The organism is Pseudomonas sp. Emmai (assembly GCF_055179735.1).
On sequence record NZ_CM143685.1, the window covers coordinates 1,758,955 to 1,775,807 of the forward strand.

Annotated in this window: 13 protein-coding genes; 3 read left to right on the forward strand and 10 right to left on the reverse strand. The window is 59.7% G+C overall.

The window, feature by feature from the left end; translation table 11 throughout:
* Positions 1–68 precede the first annotated feature (68 nt).
* A complete protein-coding gene (locus ACY4LX_RS07855) occupies positions 69–722 on the reverse strand; it encodes a COG3650 family protein (RefSeq protein WP_463259601.1) in 654 nt (217 codons plus the stop codon).
* Positions 723–926: 204 nt separating this feature from the next.
* Positions 927–1,526 carry a short chain dehydrogenase gene (locus ACY4LX_RS07860; protein ID WP_463259602.1) on the reverse strand — a complete coding sequence of 200 codons (600 nt, stop codon included), beginning with the start codon at positions 1,524–1,526 and terminating at the stop codon, positions 927–929.
* Between the two features lie 105 nt (positions 1,527–1,631).
* On the opposite strand from ACY4LX_RS07860, the gene ACY4LX_RS07865 reads away from it, so the two are divergent.
* Positions 1,632–2,540 (forward strand): LysR family transcriptional regulator, encoded by a 909-nt coding sequence (locus ACY4LX_RS07865; RefSeq protein ID WP_149657286.1) that lies wholly within the window; start codon positions 1,632–1,634, stop codon positions 2,538–2,540.
* Positions 2,541–2,618: 78 nt separating this feature from the next.
* On the opposite strand, the gene ACY4LX_RS07870 is transcribed toward ACY4LX_RS07865, so the two are convergent.
* The 6 genes from ACY4LX_RS07870 to ACY4LX_RS07895 all read right to left on the reverse strand — a co-directional run bounded on the left by ACY4LX_RS07870 (position 2,619) and on the right by ACY4LX_RS07895 (position 10,170).
* Positions 2,619–4,847, reverse strand: coding sequence for an RCC1 domain-containing protein (locus tag ACY4LX_RS07870; protein WP_463259603.1), 2,229 nt, complete (start codon positions 4,845–4,847; stop codon positions 2,619–2,621).
* A 320-nt stretch (positions 4,848–5,167) separates the two neighbouring features.
* Positions 5,168–5,869, reverse strand: a complete 702-nt coding sequence (locus tag ACY4LX_RS07875) for an ABC transporter ATP-binding protein (RefSeq protein WP_059407957.1) — start codon at positions 5,867–5,869, stop codon at positions 5,168–5,170.
* The gene (livG, locus tag ACY4LX_RS07880; protein WP_463259604.1) at positions 5,870–6,637 is read right to left on the reverse strand and encodes a high-affinity branched-chain amino acid ABC transporter ATP-binding protein LivG; all 768 of its coding nucleotides are present in this window, start codon (positions 6,635–6,637) and stop codon (positions 5,870–5,872) included.
* Entirely contained in the window at positions 6,634–7,890 is a 1,257-nt protein-coding gene (locus ACY4LX_RS07885; protein WP_149657282.1) for a high-affinity branched-chain amino acid ABC transporter permease LivM, read from the reverse strand. The genes livG and ACY4LX_RS07885 overlap by 4 nt, the downstream gene beginning before the upstream one ends.
* Positions 7,887–8,810, reverse strand: a complete 924-nt coding sequence (gene livH, locus ACY4LX_RS07890; RefSeq protein ID WP_463259605.1) for a high-affinity branched-chain amino acid ABC transporter permease LivH — start codon at positions 8,808–8,810, stop codon at positions 7,887–7,889. Before livH ends, ACY4LX_RS07885 begins: the two co-directional genes overlap by 4 nt.
* 232 nt (positions 8,811–9,042) lie before the next feature.
* The gene (locus tag ACY4LX_RS07895) at positions 9,043–10,170 is read right to left on the reverse strand and encodes a branched-chain amino acid ABC transporter substrate-binding protein (protein ID WP_463259606.1); all 1,128 of its coding nucleotides are present in this window, start codon (positions 10,168–10,170) and stop codon (positions 9,043–9,045) included.
* 339 nt (positions 10,171–10,509) lie between these two features.
* Here ACY4LX_RS07895 and ACY4LX_RS07900 point away from each other — a divergent pair, with 339 nt between their 5' ends.
* Positions 10,510–10,815: a DUF2288 domain-containing protein gene (locus ACY4LX_RS07900; RefSeq protein ID WP_123405996.1), complete on the forward strand. Its 306-nt coding sequence runs from the start codon at positions 10,510–10,512 to the stop codon at positions 10,813–10,815.
* Between the two features lie 459 nt (positions 10,816–11,274).
* Here ACY4LX_RS07900 and ACY4LX_RS07905 read toward each other — a convergent pair whose 3' ends face one another.
* Positions 11,275–13,470: a hypothetical protein gene (locus tag ACY4LX_RS07905; protein ID WP_463259607.1), complete on the reverse strand. Its 2,196-nt coding sequence runs from the start codon at positions 13,468–13,470 to the stop codon at positions 11,275–11,277.
* A 197-nt stretch (positions 13,471–13,667) separates the two neighbouring features.
* Here ACY4LX_RS07905 and ACY4LX_RS07910 point away from each other — a divergent pair, with 197 nt between their 5' ends.
* Complete coding sequence (locus ACY4LX_RS07910) at positions 13,668–14,564, forward strand: NAD(P)-dependent oxidoreductase (protein WP_463259608.1); 897 nt, start codon at positions 13,668–13,670, stop codon at positions 14,562–14,564.
* Here the strand turns inward: ACY4LX_RS07910 and ACY4LX_RS07915 are convergent.
* Positions 14,455–16,737, reverse strand: a complete 2,283-nt coding sequence (locus ACY4LX_RS07915) for a putative bifunctional diguanylate cyclase/phosphodiesterase (RefSeq protein WP_463259609.1) — start codon at positions 16,735–16,737, stop codon at positions 14,455–14,457. The genes ACY4LX_RS07910 and ACY4LX_RS07915 overlap by 110 nt on opposite strands.
* Positions 16,738–16,853 lie beyond the last annotated feature (116 nt).

The window sequence follows — 16,853 nt, forward strand, 5'->3', positions numbered from 1 at the left end:
AACTGCGCCAAGGCGTTTGAAGGCGGCGATTATAAGCCCCAAACGCCGGCCCCGTGAGGCAAAAACGATCAGTCGTTACGCGAGCCGCCGAAATACCCGCAACCGCGTTGCACCTGGCCGTCGATCCGCAGTTCGGCGCTCATGTGCTGGATGCTGCCGGTGCTGCTGTCGACGCAACGATTGGGCGCGACCCACAGTTCGATGTGCTTGCCGTTGGCTTCGCTGCTGAGGTTGAAGCGACCGTCGCCCAGTTGCTCTTCAACATAGGGCACCGCCAAGGGCGGTTCGCCGGCGCGATCAATCGCCATGCCTTTGCCGCTGACCTTGACGTTCCACTGCGGCCCATGACCGGCGGCCCGCAGAATCAACAGTTTGAAATTGGGATCGTCGCACGCCGTGCCCGAGCGCTCGACGCGGTACAACTGCGCAAGATCGAGGCGGCTGCCATCGATGCGGCCACGCACATCGGCGAACAATTTGCCCTGATCATCGGCCAGGCTCGCGGCTTCTTGCAGCACGCTGGTGCCGCCGCTGTCGTTGACCTCCAGGCTGCGCTGTTCATTGCACGGCTGGAACATCAGCTTGCCGTCCGCCGCGGTCAATTGCCCCTGCATGCGGGTCTGGCCGACATGGGAGGCGCTCTGCCGCGGGCCATCGAACAACTGGCACGCGGCGAATAACGGAAGCAGGGCAACGAGGACAAGGGAACGGGCAACACGCATCTTTGGTTCTCCAGACAAGTGCCGCCACGTTACGCAGCCTGACCGTTCATCACAACCCCGCCTTGTGACGATCCGTGTAGGAGCAAGGCTTGCCCGCGATGGCGTCCTCAAACACACCGCCTGTAGGAGCAAAGCTTGCTCGCGATAGCGATCTCCAGGACGCCATCGCGAGCAAGCTTTGCTCCTACACGGATCGCGCCGCTCTTAACCTACGTGAAAGGTCTGACCGGTCTGCAGGCCTTCCACACTTTTGGCGTAGGCCAACGCCACATCCGCTGCAGGAACCGGCTTGTAGCCGCGGAAGTACGGTGCGTAGCTGCCCATGGCTTCCAGCAGCACGGTCGGGCTGATCGAGTTCACGCGCAGACCGCGGGGCAGTTCGATAGCGGCCGCACGGACGAAGCTGTCCAGTGCACCGTTGACCAATGCAGCCGAAGCGCCGCTGCGAATCGGATCGTGGCTGAGCACGCCCGTGGTGAAGGTAAACGAGGCGCCGTCATTGGCGAATTCACGACCGATCAGCAGCAGGTTCACCTGGCCCATCAGCTTGTCTTTGAGGCCCAGGGCAAAACTGTCCGAGGTCATTTCGTCCAGCGGGGCGAAGGTCACGTTACCGGCGGCACAGACCAGCGCATCGAACTTGCCGGTTTGTTCGAACAGCTTGCGGATCGAGGCGCTGTCGCTGATATCCACATGGAAATCACCGCTGTTACGGCCAATGCGGATGATTTCGTGACGTTGCGACAACTCTTTGTCGACCGCCGAACCGATGGTGCCGCCTGCGCCTATCAAAAGAATCTTCATCGTGCCGTTCCTCGAATGAGTAAAAAGAGAGCTCAGTCTAGAGTGGATTTTCCTGTTGATAAGCGCGCTAATAGGCAACCTTTGGTTTTCTAATGGAAACAATCCATGAGCGAAATGGATGACCTGGCGGCGTTCGCCGTGTTGATCGAAGCCGGGAGTTTTACCCTGGCCGCCCAGCAATTGGGTTGTAGCAAGGGCCAACTGTCCAAACGCATCAGCCTACTGGAGACGCGGTTTTCCGTGGTGCTGCTGCAACGCACCACCCGCCGCCTGAGTCTGACGGCAGCAGGCGCGGCGCTATTGCCGCAAGCCCAGGCGCTTGTCGTCCAGGTGGAGAAAGCGCGTCAGGCCCTGGCGCGGTTGAAGGACGACATGGCCGGCCCGGTGCGGATGACGGTGCCGGTCTCGCTGGGGGAAACCTTCTTCGACGGCTTGCTTCTGGAGTTTTCCGGCAAGTACCCCGAGGTGCAGATCGAGCTGGACCTGAGCAACAGCTATCGCGATCTGTCCCGCGACGGCTTTGACTTGGCGGTGCGCTCCGAGGTGGGCAATGACGAACGTCTGGTGGCCCGTCCGTTGCTGGCCTGGCATGAAATGACCTGCGCCAGCCCGGCCTACCTTGAGCAATACGGCGAACCGTCGACACCGCAAGCACTCGTCGAACACCGGTGCCTGCTCAACAGCCACTACAGCGGCCGCGAAGAATGGCTCTATCACCAGCAACACGAGCTGTTGCGGGTGCGCGTCTCGGGGCCGTTCGCCAGCAACCATTACAGCTTGCTGAAGAAAGCCGCGTTGGCCGGTGCCGGTATTGCGCGATTGCCGTCGTACCTGTTGCAAGCGGAATTGGCTGACGGCCGATTGCGCTGGCTCCTGCGGGATTATCAGACCCGTCGTATGCCGATGTACCTGGTGCATCCGTATCAGGGCGGTTTGCCCAAGCGCACCCAAGTGTTGGCGGATTATCTGATGAGCTGGTTCAAGCGCAGCGGCGAGGCACTGGATCGGTTATAGCCGCCAGTGCCTGCCGTGATCCTGTCGTCTGTAAGCCTGACCATCCTGGGTTGAGCTCAGGCTCCCGGGCGGAGGCTGTCAGGTTTGCTCGGTCCCGGCTTCGACTATCGCGTTACTTGCCACCCCTTGTGATACCGGTGCCAGGTAGGACACTTCTCTGAAAAACTCGTCCCGCACGGGCTCGCTGTTTCCGCCCGAACCCGCGAGCCCCCATGTGACGACTCGATCGTCAGCGGTCAACGCGACGAACGCCTCGGCATTGGCATAAATCGCCCTCACATCGACCAATTGTCTGGCCACCAGTGCGTTATTGCCTCCCCACGCTGCATTGCCCCACGTCACCACGCTGCCGTCGGCGCACAGGGCCGCAAACGCGCCGTTGGTGGCGGCGAGTTGCACAATGTTGCGAAGTGCGGAGATCGCCGGTGGCACGCTGCCGCCCTGAGCGGGGTCACCCCATGCCACGACTTGTTGGTTGTCCAGCAGCGCCACAAAGGCGTAACCCGCCCCCACGATATCAACGATATTGGAAAGATTGAGGATGGCGGCCGGCGGGTTGCCACCCCAGCCTGTTCTGCCCCAGGCCACCACCTGGCCGGTAGCTCTAAGGGCCGCAAATGCATAGCCGCAGCTCGAAATCCTGACGATATCTGTGAGCCTGGTTATCTCGGCGGGCGCAGTACCGCCTGAGCCTGCGAGCCCCCAGGTCACTACCGTGCGATCAAGGGTCAGCGCGGCAAACGCATCGTGGTTGTTGATCACTTCGGTGATGGTGGTGAGCCCTGCAATATCGGCGGGGACGCTGCCACCGTAGGCCGGGTTTCCCCAGGCTGAAACACCGCCGGTGGAACGCAATGCGGCAAATGCAGATCCGGAGCAGGCAATATCACGAATGTCTTTGAGCCTGCTGATATCGGCGGGAACGACGGCGCCATAATCCTTGGCCCCCCAGGCAAGCACTGAGCCATCGTTACGCAGCAGCGCAAACGCCTGGCCCCCACTGAACAGTCTGTTCACATCGCGCAGGCTGGCTACTTCGGTGGGAAGTGCGCCGCCGACCGCGGGATCGCCCCAGGCCCTCACGGAACCGTCATCGAGCAATACGGCAAATGCCCTGGAGGTCCAGGCTACATCTGTGATGGTGCCAGGGGGGATGGGGGCCGGCGGAAGATGGCCGCCATTCGACGAGACTCCCCACGCGATCATGTCGCCCCTGTCGCGCAACGCCACGAACGCAGAGTGAGGGGTACCGGGCGCAGTGAGGTCGCACAGGCCATTACCATAGAAATTGGCTGGATTGAGCCTGAACTGCCGGGCCCCATGTCTTACGAGCAGCGGGCGTCTGGGCTGAGTGTCATCGAAGCGCGCACCCACCGTTTCCACGGCGTCGCCCTCGTAGCGCCAACGCGCCCTGAGCAGGCGTCCGGTCTGTGCATCGAGAGCCGTCACATAACGTGAGCTACCTTTATTCATCCAATAAGACACTGAGGCAACGCGGGCGCCCATGACCAGTAACTGGCCGTCCACCGGATCGACCTCGGCAAGGATTTTCTTCGACCAGCGCCGGCGGTCGGTGGTGTTCAACAATGTGTCGGTGACGGTGTAGTTGATTGAAAGTGTCGAGGGTTTTTGCAGGTTGAGGTACATCTCCATTGTCAGGAGAACGGTATAGGGCTGACCCTCTTGACCGGGCTGCACCGTGTAATAGAACGGTACATTGTTGATTTCTAGTTTGATTCTGTCGTACGCCCGACAGAACGGGTATTGGAGTGTCAACGGCACGCCATTGGTCAACTCCTCGTAACCGATCAGCGCTGGATCGCCCAGTTCCGCCGGCAAACGAATATTCAGCGCCGGATGATCACCCGTCCCGGGCACCTCGTTACCGCCAGGCAGGTTACGGTGGTATTGCACCCCCAGCTCCTGCGAGTCATCGAAGTTGCTGCTGCCACGTTGGTAGCGCAACCGGATGATGTTCAGGCCCTCGTTGAGCTCTGCCTGAGGAAGGTCTAGCTCGACAGGATCATTCTGGGCACTCGGCGGGATCACCCAGGAACCTATTTGCTCGCCATTGACGAACAGTCTGAGGCTCTCATAAGGCGGCGGCGGAATCGGGTCGGCAATCAGCAATGCCGCGTTTTGCCGGGTGGCGTCCAGCGTCACAATCCTGTCGAACGCAGCCTGCCGAAGACCGACATAGGGGATTCCCGGCTGCGGGGAAGGATAGGGAATGATCGGCTCTGTACCGTTTGGAACTCGCGGAGGATAAATAGTGAGCACTTCGGAATCGGATTCATCGGTGGCCATGGACGTGACTCCGTCAATCATTGGATAGGGGGTCTCCAGTGAATACTCGTACCGGCAGTGTGGCTACTGTCAGAACTAACAGGTAGAAAGGGGGACCCGACCGACGGTCAGCTATCGGGCATTGCTGCAGGGTGCTACGCCGCTGCGGCTAATAGATTGAGGTCGGGTGAAAGCGTCAGGTTGAAGGGCGGGTCATCGGTTGAACAGGGATTCAGAACATGGAAGGCGTGGAAGAGCGTGTAAATGAAATGACGTGTGAGTGGCTTTTCCTGCGTACAAAAAAAACGGCCCGAAGGCCGTTTTTTGTTCACCGCAAAACTTCAACCACCCAAGTACGCCTCGCGCACTTTCGGATCAGTCAGCAGCGCTTCACCGGTGCCTTGCATCACCACCCGGCCGTTCTCCAGAACGTACGCGCGGTCAGCGATTTTCAGCGCCTGGTTGGCGTTCTGCTCGACCAGGAACACCGTCACACCGTCCTTGCGCAGCTGTTCGATGATGTCGAAGATCTGCTGGATGATGATCGGCGCCAGGCCCAGAGAAGGCTCGTCGAGCAGCAACAGCTTGGGCTTGCTCATCAGCGCGCGGCCGATGGCGAGCATTTGTTGTTCGCCGCCGGACATGGTGCCGCCGCGTTGGGCAAAACGCTCTTTCAGGCGTGGGAAAAGTCCGAGAACCTTGTCCATCTGTTCCTGATAGTCGCCCTTGTCGGTGAAGAAACCGCCCATGGCGAGGTTTTCTTCCACGGTCAGTCGGGCAAACACCCGACGGCCTTCCGGCACCACGGCAATGCTCTTGCGCATGATCTGCGCCGAGGTCTGCCCCACGAGTTCTTCACCCATGTATTTGATGCTGCCGCTGTGGGCCTGCGGCGAACCGCACAGCGTCATCAGCAGGGTGGATTTGCCTGCGCCGTTGGCCCCGATCAGGGTGACGATTTCGCCCTGGCGGATTTCCACGTTGACGCTGTGCAGGGCCTGGATCTTGCCGTAGAAGGTGGAAACGTTTTCGAATTGCAGCATTTACGCTTCCCCCAGGTAGGCTTTGATCACTTCAGGATTGTCGCGGATCTGTTCCGGCGTGCCGTCGGCCAGGGGCGTGCCCTGGTTGATCACGACGATGTGGTCGGAAATGCTCATGACCAGTTTCATGTCGTGTTCGATCAGCAGCACGGTCACATCATGCTCGTTGCGGAGCACGCTGATCAGCGCCTTGAGGTCTTCGGTTTCCTTCGGGTTCAGGCCAGCGGCCGGTTCGTCGAGCATGAGGATCCGCGGGCGGGTCATCATGCAGCGTGCGATTTCCAGGCGACGTTGCTGACCGTAGGCCAGGGTGCCGGCCGGACGGTTGGCGAAGGCCGTGAGGTTAACCTTGTCCAGCCAGTACTCGGCGAACTCCATGGCCTCGCGTTCGCTCTTGCGGAATGCCGGAGTCTTGAACAGGCCTGCCAGGAAGTTGGTGTTCAGGTGACGGTGCTGGGCGATCAAGAGGTTCTCGACCGCGGTCATGTCTTTGAACAACCGCACGTTCTGGAAGGTGCGCACCACGCCTTTGCGGGCGATCTCGTGGCCGGGCAGGCCTTCGATGGCCTGGCCGTCGAGCAGGATACTGCCGCCGCTCGGCTTGTAGAAACCGGTCAGGCAGTTAAACACCGTGGTCTTGCCGGCGCCGTTAGGGCCGATCAGCGCCACGACCTGTTTTTCGTGCACGGTCAGGGCCACGCCATTGACCGCCAGCAAGCCGCCAAAGCGCATGCTCAGATTTTCGACTTTGAGGATCTCGCGGCTCATTTGCGCAGCTCCATGTGAGGACGTTGCATGGGCAGCAGACCTTGAGGGCGCCAGATCATCATCAGCACCATCAAGGCGCCGAACATCAACATGCGGTATTCACTGAACTCACGCATCATTTCCGGCAACAGGATCATCACCGTGGCCGCCAGGACGACGCCCAGTTGCGAGCCCATGCCGCCCAGCACCACGATGGCGAGGATGGTCGCCGACTCGATGAAAGTGAAGGACTCCGGGGTCACCAGGCCTTGGCGCGCGGCGAAGAAGCTGCCGGCGAAACCGGCGAAGCAGGCACCCAGGGTGAACGCTGACAGCTTGATGATGGTCGGGTTCAGGCCCAACGCACGGCAGGCGATTTCGTCTTCACGCAAAGCTTCCCAGGCACGGCCCAGGGGCATTCGCAGCAAGCGGTTGATCACGAACAACGCGAACAGGGCGAGCAACAGTGCGATCAGGTAAAGGAAGATCACCTTGTTGATCGAGTTGTATTCCAGGCCGAAATACTCGTGGAACGTCTGCATGCCTTCCGCCGCTTTACGCTCGAAGGTCAGGCCGAAGAACGTGGGCTTCTCGATGTTACTGATGCCGTTCGGGCCACCGGTAATGTCGGTCAGGTTACGCAGGAACAGACGGATGATTTCACCGAAGCCCAGGGTCACGATCGCCAGGTAGTCACCCCGCAGGCGCAAGACCGGGAAGCCGAGCAGGAAACCGAACGTCGCCGCCATCAGGCCGGCAATCGGCAGGCAGATCCAGAAGCTCAGACCGTAGTAGTGCGACAGCAGCGCATAACTGTAGGCGCCGACGGCGTAGAAACCGACGTAACCCAGGTCGAGCAGGCCGGCCAGGCCGACCACGATGTTCAGGCCCAGGCCGAGCATCACGTAGATCAGCACCAGCGTCGCGATGTCCACCGCGCCACGGGAGCCGAAGAACGGCCACACCAGGGCACCAATGATCAACGCAATGATGATCCAGCGCTGGGTGGTTGGCAGGGTCAGGAAGCTGCTGGCCTTGGCCGGCATCACCGGCATGTTCGGCGAGGATTTCCACGCCGCGCTGATCTGCTGGTCGAACAGCACCCGCAGGAACATCAGCACCGAACACACGGCGATGGTGATCAGGGTGCTGGTGCTGGTGCCATGCACTTCGAGGTTGATGCCGACGATAGTCAGCTTCAGACCGAGTACCGGGTAGGCCACGGCCCACACCAGCAAGGCGCTGAACAACGCCTGTTTAAGATTCCTAGTCATACTTTTTCAACCTCCGGACGGCCCAACAGGCCGGTAGGCCGGAACAACAACACCAGAACCAATAGGCCGAACGCCACGACGTCCTTGTACTGGTCGCCGAAGATATCGGCACCAAAGGCTTCCGCCACCCCCAGCACAATCCCGCCGAGCATGGCGCCGGGGATGCTGCCGATACCGCCCAGTACCGCGGCGGTGAAGGCCTTGAGGCCGACGAGGAACCCGGCGTTGGGGTTGATCACGCCGTATTGCATGCTCAGCAGCACGGCCGCGACGGCCGCCAGCGCAGCACCGATGACGAAGGTCAGGGCGATGATGTTGTTGGTGTTGATACCCAGCAGGTTGGCCATCTTGATGTCTTCGGCACAGGCACGGCAGGCGCGACCCAGGCGAGAGCGGGAGATGAACAGCGTCAGGCCGAGCATGGCGACGAAGGTCACCACGAACACCACGATTTGCATGTAGGAAATCAGCACTTCATGTGCGCCACCTGGCCCGAAGGTGAAGTTGCCGGGGATCAGGTTGGGGATGGATTTGTCCTTGGAGTCTTGCGCCAGCAGAACCGTGTTCTGCAGGAAAATCGACATGCCGATGGCGGAAATCAGCGGAATCAGACGGTTGCTGCCGCGCAAGGGGCGGTAGGCGATCCGTTCGATGCTGTAGCCGTAGGCACTGGTCACGACGATGGTCGCCAGGAAAGCAGCGGTCATCAACAGCGGCACACTGTCGAGTCCCATCATGGACAGGCCCGCGATGGCGATGAACGCCACGTAGGAACCAATCATGTACACCTCGCCGTGGGCGAAGTTGATCATTCCAATGATGCCGTAAACCATCGTATAGCCGATGGCGATCAGGGCATACGTGCTGCCAATGGTCAGACCATTAACCAGCTGTTGGAAAAAGTGATAGATGTCAGGCATTACAGCGCTCCTAAAAACCTGATACGCATTTCACTGGTGGAGTCATTTTCCCGCTCGAGCCCCGTGGATCTGCATCCACTTCGAATTCGAGGTTTGCCAGCGAACCGCTGATGACGGTTTTGAGATTTTCAGGTGGGGAGACTGGCGGATCACGCCAGCGCGGCCCTATACGTTCGTAAAACAAAGCCCACGGCACGCCGTGGGCTTTATTGGCAGTCAGTCAGGCAACGCCTTACTGAGGCGAAACTTCAGTTTTAGGTTTGCCGAAGTGCCACTCGTAAACCACGAATTTGAAGTCTTTCAAGTCGCCCTTGGCGTCGAAGCTCAGGTCGCCAGTCGGGGTCTTGAAGGTGCCAGCGTGGATGGCCGCGGCCACTTTGGCAGGGTCTTCGCTCTTGGCGGCAGTGATACCACCGGCGATGACTTCAACAGCCGAGTAGGCCGGGAACACGAACGGACCGCTCGGATCTTCTTTCTTGGCTTTGAACGCGTCAGCCAGGGCGACGTTGGCCGGATCCTGGTCGAAGGATTTCGGCAGGGTCACCAACAGGCCTTCGGAAGCGTCTTTGGCGATCTGCGAAATGGAGTCGTTACCCACGCCTTCCGGGCCCATGAACTTGGCTTTCAGGCCTTTTTCCGATGCTTGACGCAGGATCAGACCCAGCTCCGGGTGGTAGCCGCCGTAGTAGACGAAGTCGACGTTGGCTTGCTTGAGCTTGGCGATGATCGAGGAGAAGTCCTTGTCGCCGGCGTTGATGCCTTCGAACACGGCAACTTTTACGTTCTTGCCTTCGAGGGTTTTCTTCACGGCGGTGGCGATGCCTTCACCGTATTGCTGCTTGTCGTGCAGTACAGCAACGATTTTCGGTTTGACGTGATCGGCGATGTAGTTACCGGCGGCAGGGCCCTGGGCGCTGTCGAGGCCGATGGTACGGAAGATCATTTTGTAACCACGGGCGGTGATGTCCGGGCTGGTGGCAGCCGGGGTGATCATGATCACGCCTTCGTCTTCGTAGATGTCCGAAGCGGGTTGAGTGGAGCTGGAGCACAGGTGACCGACCACGAACTTGACGCCGTCGTTGACGACTTTGTTCGCTACAGCAACCGCTTGTTTCGGATCACAGGCATCGTCGTATTCAACGGCTTCGAGCTTCTTGCCGTCGACGCCGCCCTTGGCGTTGATCTGTTCAATGGCCATTTTGGCGCCACTGAACTGCATGTCGCCGTATTGGGCTACCGGGCCGGTCTTGGGGCCGGCGATACCGATCTTGATGGTGTCAGCTGCGAACGAATGGCTGGCAACCCCGGCCAGAACCATAGCGGCAAACAGTTTGGAAATCTGCTTAGTAGCCTTAGTCATAGTGCTCCACTCTTACTGTTGTAGTTTTTATAGTCCTGGCGCCGTAGCAGCAGAACCGGGTCAGATATCTTGGATATCCTCCGGAAAATGCCCCCGGCAACTGTACCGGTACAGTGTAGAGCGCCGATTGTTAGCCTGGGAAGGCAGCGCCGGGGGGCAAAACCTGAGGGTGTCGCTTTTTTGAAAGAAAAATACAGAATTGCGGCGGGGGTTCAGGCTGTATTCACAGCAATCCTTGGCTTTCCTGCGCTTTTCATTCGATGACTCATTTGCATCCGGGTTTTTCTGCCGGACCACCGACGTTATCATTCGCGTCGATTTCTTTTCCGGACAGGACCCATGACTCAAGAACCTAGCACCCTCTATGCCAAGCTGCTTGGTGAGACCGCATCTATTACCTGGAAGGAACTGGAACCGTTCTTCGCCAAGGGTGCCCTATTGTGGGTCGACCCAAGCCTGGATTTGATCGCGGCCGCCGAGGCCGTGGCCACGGACGAAGGCGAGAAAGTGGCTGCCTGGCTGGCCGCCGACAGCCTCGCCAAGCTCTCTGAAACGCGGGCGCTGGATCTTTTCGAGCGCGATCCCGAGCTGTGGGCCGTGGTGGTTTCGCCTTGGATTCTGATCCAGGAAAGGGCGACGAGCTGATAGCCGGCACCAAAAGAGTGCGCGGCTTGGCCGGGTGAAAGTGTGTAGGTGAGTAGCGTGATGGCATGTTGCCGTAGAGAAAGGCCACAGAAGGGTCTTGGCGAGGGTGACGTAAACGTAACGGGAACAGTTTAGTGAGCAGCCTGAGGGCTGCTTAATTGTTTCTGGATGTTGGGATTTGCGCAGGTTTGAGGCCGCCATCGCGAGCAAGCTTTGCTCCTACAGGTTTGGTGGCGTGTGGTCGTTCCCACGCGCAGCAAAGGAATGCAGCCCGGGACGCTCCGCGTCCCATCAGAAGCCGAACGCGGAGCGTCCGTGGATGCATTCCCACGCGGAGCGTGGGAACGATCTACTGTGTCGCGATCTACTGTGTCGCGACCTACTGTGTCGCGACACGGTGCCAAATGAACCGCAGCCCAATGAGCTGCCGAAGGCTGCGATCTTTTCGGGCATTCCCCGTTAAGCGGTTTTACCGGTGTGGTTATTGAGGGAAATAACCTTGGTCTTGCCAATCCGGTGACGATAAATCTCGCGCAGGTACTTGATCGCTTTCTTCACGCAATCACGGGACAAGCGAATGTCGTTGATCGACACAAACTTGTCCTTGTCGCTGATCAGCTCGCGGTACTTCTTCTCGTACATCGGCTTGATCGCATACCAGTTGGTATCGAGGATCTTCGCCGGGTTTTCGAACTCGTTGAGCAGGTCGTCGATCAAGTCTTCGTCGAAGTCTTCATGAATGATGAAGTCGAGGATCGAGTTGTCCAGGGTCTCGTCGAAGCGATATGGGTTCTTCGCGAAGCAGCGCTTGATGAAGGCCACGATCAGGGTCAGGAAGTCGTCCGACAGGCACGGGCTCTTGGCGATCAGGGTGGTCAGCGACAGGTTGGCCGAGGCGCCGATCACCAGCGCGTAACGCTTGAGCGTGGTGTTCGGGAACAGGCTGTTGAGGTGGGTCTTCAAGCGGTTGAGGTCCATGTAGGACAGCTTGTAGTCCTTGGGCAGCGACACGATCGACACCACCGACGAGCAGTTCTTGAAGAAGTGCAGGTCGTGCAACGCGGCCGCGTCGTAGCCGGAATTCTTGTACTGCTCCAGCGACGCGCGATAGCGCTTGGACTCGATCGGCAACAGGCTGATGCCTTCGATGGCCTGGGTGACCTTGTTGAAGTGCGGCAGGTCGATGGAGCGGAAGAACAGGTCGTCGATGTTCAGGCGCTGCGGCTCTTTGTCGAACACCTTGAATTTGTCGCTGCTCGGCGCCGGGGTTTCCGGGACCACGGACTCGGCGTAGGCAATCGCCACCGGGCCGGCCAGGCTCATGAACAGGTCGTTGGCGTCCAGGCGAATGGTTTCGCCGATGTCGATGCCGGCACGTCGGAAATAGTTCTGGTCGTAGTCAGTCGTGACCGCCTGCGCCGTCAGAATGTTGAAGATCTGCTGCGAGATGTATTGGTTGGCGTGCTTTTCCATCGCATTGACATCAATGTTCTGGATGTTGCCGTCATCGCTTTCTTCGGCGTAACGCATGATGTCGTTGGAGATCAGCATCATCGCGTTCCAGGGGCGGATCCGGCCCATGACGCTGGCTTCGCTGCTGTCTTCATTGTCGAAGTTGTACGAAAAGTCCCATTCCTCCGACAGGTATTTGCACAGCAGGCGCCCGGCGTTGATGTGCAGCGCCTCGGACATTTCGCTGCGGTGGTCGGAAATGTTCGGCAGCACGCAGATGCCGCTGGTGAAGATCGGCTCGAAAACGAAAGCGTGGCCGCTTTTGCTGTCGTGCTCGTCCATCGGCTTGGTGTCGAACGTCTTGTTCATGTACGAGTGTTGCTGGGCCAGGCCGAATTCCGAGGCCATGCCCGAACCGGTACCACCGCCGGCGCTGAAGATCGAGAAGTACAGGCGCGACTGGTTGGCCTTGATCCCGCAGCTGTCGATCAGGTACGAGTGGATCATCTTCCAGTCAGGGCTGGAGAAACGCTGGGTGTCCTTGTTCAGGATGATCTTGGCCAGGTACTGGCCCAGGATCGGCGCGTTACCGGCGCCACCGGCGTGGACTTCGGACAAGTCCATGATTTTCATTTTGCTGTAGTCGCGCAGGAAGCCGCTTTTTTCGCCCTTGCGCGAGAAGCGGATGCGTCCGGCGATGTCCTTGTCCAGGTCGCCGAGCATCACCAGCGGCTCGACCAGGAACACCGGTTTGGTGGCCTTGTTCGGCCCCAGGCGCAGATTGTTCCGAATCCATTGGGCCGGGCTGTAGCCTTTTTCGGCGTAGCGTTTGTCCGGCGACAGGCGATCTTCGTTGTTGAATTCGTTGAGGTAGAACTTGCGCGCGTTGTACACCAGTTCGGCGACGTCCAGCGCAATGTTCGAACCGCAGCGGCCGAGGCCGATCAGGCACACCGACGGGAATTCCTGTTCGCTGTGCTGTTCGCTGTCGCCTTCCAGGTGCGGTGGGCGCGGGAATACCATGTCGCGCAGGCCATCGAGGTTATCGAGGATGCGGTCGGTATTGGTTTCGGTGAAGTACAGGTACTGCTGGGTCGCCAGCGGGCGCGACGGGATCAATGGCTTCGACGCTGAAGGGCTGTTGGCCGCAGGGCTCAACGTCAAGTCGGATGCCGCAGTGGCCGGATTGTTTTTAGAGGTCATTGTGCGCCATGTACTTGGACTGGTTGGCTCGACGACAAGGCGTCATCGAACGTCACGGAATGGGATCTCGCGTCTTTTTTGCGCGCGTGTTTTGCCCGAGCGACAAGGGTGTTGGCGGTGCGCCGCTCGGGGGAGTCCTTTCCTGATTTATGATGGATCGGCCAGCATTCGGCGATCTTTAATCAAAAGGAGGCAAAATGATGCCATCGTTACCTGCACTCGGATTCGCCGGGATCGGCCTGATGGGCTTGCCGATGTGCCAGCGTCTGTTGGCCGCGGGCTATCCGCTGACCGTGTGGAATCGCAATCCTCACAAGTGTGCGCCGCTGGTGGAAGCCGGTGCGCGGCAAGTGGCGACGCCGGCTGAACTGTGCGAGCACGCAGACGTGGTGATGCTGTGCCTGGCGGACACCGCCGTGGTGCGCGAGGTGGTGTTCGGCGCTAACGGCGTTGCCGAAGGTGGGAAAAGTACTCAGATGCTGGTGGATTTTTCCAGCCTGGAGCCCACCGCTACCCGGGAAATGGCGGGAGCACTCGCCAGCAAAACCGGCATGACTTGGCTGGATGCGCCGGTGTCGGGCGGGGTGGTCGGCGCGCAGGGGGGCAGCCTGGCGATCATGGTCGGTGGCGAAGCGGCGGACCTTGAACGCGTGCGGCCGGTGTTGCTGAGCCTGGGCCAACGCGTGACGCACATGGGCGCCGTCGGTGCCGGCCAGGTGACCAAGGCCTGCAATCAGATGATCGTCGCCTGCAATGCCCTGGTGATCGCCGAAGTGGTGGCGCTGGCCGAACGCTCCGGTGTCGATGCCAGCCTGATCGCCGAAGCGCTGGCCGGTGGTTTCGCCGACTCAAAACCCTTGCAGATCCTCGCCCCGCAAATGGCCGAAAGCCGCTTCGAGCCGGTGAAATGGCACGTGCGCACGCTGCTCAAGGATCTGGACACGGCGGTGAAGTTTTCTCGCGAACAAGGCTCGGCCACGCCGATCAGCGGATTGGCCGCACAATTGATGCGCCTGCATGGGGGCCAGGGCTTTTTGGAAAAGGATCCGTCAACGTTAGTGCAGTTATACCGCGCGCCAGGCTCAGTGGACTGACCGTGTGCGAGTGCTTGCGCTGGTTGATTTCGTCCAGCACCGGACGCAGTTCTTCCAGCGGCACCGGGCGGCTGAGCAGGTAACCCTGGACGAAATCGCAGCCCAGCCGTTCAAGAAACTCGTATTGCTCGACGGTTTCGACGCCTTCGGTGACCACCTGCAAATGCAGGGTGTGCGCCATGACGATGATTGCCTGGACGATCTCCATGTCCTGGGTCGCCTTGGGGATGTCCTGAATGAATGAGCGATCGATTTTCAGCGTGTTCAGCGGCAGGCGCTTGAGGTAGGCCAGGGATGAATAACCGGTGCCGAAGTCATCGATCGACAGCGACACCCCGAGGGCGCGAATCTGCCGCAGCAGCACGAGGGTGTTGGCGATATTACCCATCAGTGCGTTTTCCGTGACCTCCAGCTCCAGGCGCTGGGGTTCGACGCCGGTCACGTGCAGGGCGTTTTCGATTTCGTTGGCCAGCTCCTCGCGCGCCAGGTTCAGGGGCGAGCAGTTCACGGCAATCTTCAGGGCTTCACAGCCATGGCGGGACAGCTCGCCCAAGTCTTCACAGGCTTTGCGAAGCACCCAGTTGTCCAGTTCAGCGATCAGCCCGTTGGCTTCGGCGATTGCGATGAAACGGTCGGGGGTGAGCAGGCCGTGAATCGGGTGTTGCCAGCGAATCAGCGCTTCGAGCTTGGTGACCTGGCTGGTTTTGAGCTCATAGATCGGTTGGTAATACAGCTTTAGCCCCGTGTCTTCGCGCAGGGCGTGACGCAGTTCTTCTTCCAGTTGCAGTTCCAGGGTGGCCCGGGTCCTGAGGTTCGAGCTGAAGAAGTTCAGGCTATTGCGGCCACAGCCCTTGGACTGATACAGCGCCAGGTCGGCGTTTTTCAGCAGTTCCTCGCAGGTCTTGCCGTCTTCGGGGAACAGGCTGATGCCGATACTGGTGGTCATGACCATGCGCCGGCCGGACAGCTCGATGGGCTCTTTCATTTTCAGCATGATGCGCTGGGCCATGTGCCGGGCTTCTTCGCGGTCATGCAGGCCGATGAGAATGCAGAACTCATCGCCACCAAAGCGCGCCACAACGTCGTCGTGGCTGCGGACCGAACTCTTGATGTGCCCGGCCAGTACCTTGAGCAATTCGTCGCCGGCGTCATGGCCGAGGCTGTCATTGATGCGTTTGAAATGGTCGATATCGAGGAACATCACCGCCAGCATGCCGCCCTCGTTGGTCTTCTCGATCAGTTTTTCGGCAAAGATCTGATTGAAGCCGCGACGGTTGATCAGGTTGGTCAGGGCATCGTAGTGCGCCACCTGTTGCAGCGACATGCGCGCCTGATCCAGTTGAGTGAGCAGAGTGTTGACCCGGCGCAGGTCGTGTTCCTTGATTTGCAATTTCTTGTCGGCCAGTGCCGCGCTGATGCAACTGCCGATGATCAGCAGGGTCATGATCGCCACCGTCAGCCCCAGCTGCAGATGATTGTTTTCACCGGGCAACATCGGCAGGGTGCCAACGGGCACCACCAGTGTCAGCGCCGCCATACCGGTGAAATGCATGCTGACGATGCCGGCGCCGAGCACCAGGCTGGCGGTGAATTTGCGCAGTTGATGATACAAACCGATGCCATCGCGCAGGTGACTGGAAATCAACAGGGCGGCGAGACTGGCGCCTATCGCGATGAAGACGGACAGCGCGAACAGCCAGGGATCGTAAAAAGCCGTGGCGACCGAACGCATGGCGGCCATGCCCACATAGTGCATGGTCGCGATACCCAGGCCGATCCACACGGCCGCGCGCAGGTATTGCCAGACATTCACGTGAGGGTGGCTGAGGGTGTGCATCGCCAGCCACGAAGCCGTCAGGGCAAAGATCAGCGAGAGCAGGGTGATGGGCAGTTGGTAGTGAATGTCCACCGGCGCCTGGAAGGCCAGCATGCTGATGAAGTGCATGGCCCAGATGCCGCCCGCCAGGCACAAGGCACCGACCCAACGCCAGAGCTGTTGGGTGCCGGATTTTTCCACATGACCGACCCGTTCGGTCATGTCCAGCGTGGCGAAGCCGGCCACACAGGCGACCACATACGCCAGCGCGACCAGAAAAGGGTTGTGTGAACAGTTGACGATGACCTGCCCGCCTTCTGGCAGCTCGGTAAGGAACTGCAAACCAAGCCACTCCATAGCACGTCCTGTCTCAGAGTCATCTTGGCCGGCATCATCAACGCCGGCGAATGCTTTGGAGTATAGAGGCCATGTACAGAGCGCAAGACGTAGTGGCAAGTTGACGCTAATGATTT

Excerpts from the sequence above, each read along its gene's own strand:
- ACY4LX_RS07855 (WP_463259601.1), bottom strand. The coding sequence starts at position 722 with ATGCGTGTTGCCCGTTCCCTTGTCCTCGTTGCCCTGCTTCCGTTATTC.
- ACY4LX_RS07860 (WP_463259602.1), bottom strand. The coding sequence starts at position 1,526 with ATGAAGATTCTTTTGATAGGCGCAGGCGGCACCATCGGTTCGGCGGTC.
- ACY4LX_RS07865 (WP_149657286.1), top strand. The coding sequence starts at position 1,632 with ATGAGCGAAATGGATGACCTGGCGGCGTTCGCCGTGTTGATCGAAGCC.
- ACY4LX_RS07870 (WP_463259603.1), bottom strand. The coding sequence starts at position 4,847 with ATGGCCACCGATGAATCCGATTCCGAAGTGCTCACTATTTATCCTCCG.
- ACY4LX_RS07875 (WP_059407957.1), bottom strand. The coding sequence starts at position 5,869 with ATGCTGCAATTCGAAAACGTTTCCACCTTCTACGGCAAGATCCAGGCC.
- livG (WP_463259604.1), bottom strand. The coding sequence starts at position 6,637 with ATGAGCCGCGAGATCCTCAAAGTCGAAAATCTGAGCATGCGCTTTGGC.
- ACY4LX_RS07885 (WP_149657282.1), bottom strand. The coding sequence starts at position 7,890 with ATGACTAGGAATCTTAAACAGGCGTTGTTCAGCGCCTTGCTGGTGTGG.
- livH (WP_463259605.1), bottom strand. The coding sequence starts at position 8,810 with ATGCCTGACATCTATCACTTTTTCCAACAGCTGGTTAATGGTCTGACC.
- ACY4LX_RS07895 (WP_463259606.1), bottom strand. The coding sequence starts at position 10,170 with ATGACTAAGGCTACTAAGCAGATTTCCAAACTGTTTGCCGCTATGGTT.
- ACY4LX_RS07900 (WP_123405996.1), top strand. The coding sequence starts at position 10,510 with ATGACTCAAGAACCTAGCACCCTCTATGCCAAGCTGCTTGGTGAGACC.
- ACY4LX_RS07905 (WP_463259607.1), bottom strand. The coding sequence starts at position 13,470 with ATGACCTCTAAAAACAATCCGGCCACTGCGGCATCCGACTTGACGTTG.
- ACY4LX_RS07910 (WP_463259608.1), top strand. The coding sequence starts at position 13,668 with ATGATGCCATCGTTACCTGCACTCGGATTCGCCGGGATCGGCCTGATG.
- ACY4LX_RS07915 (WP_463259609.1), bottom strand. The coding sequence starts at position 16,737 with ATGGAGTGGCTTGGTTTGCAGTTCCTTACCGAGCTGCCAGAAGGCGGG.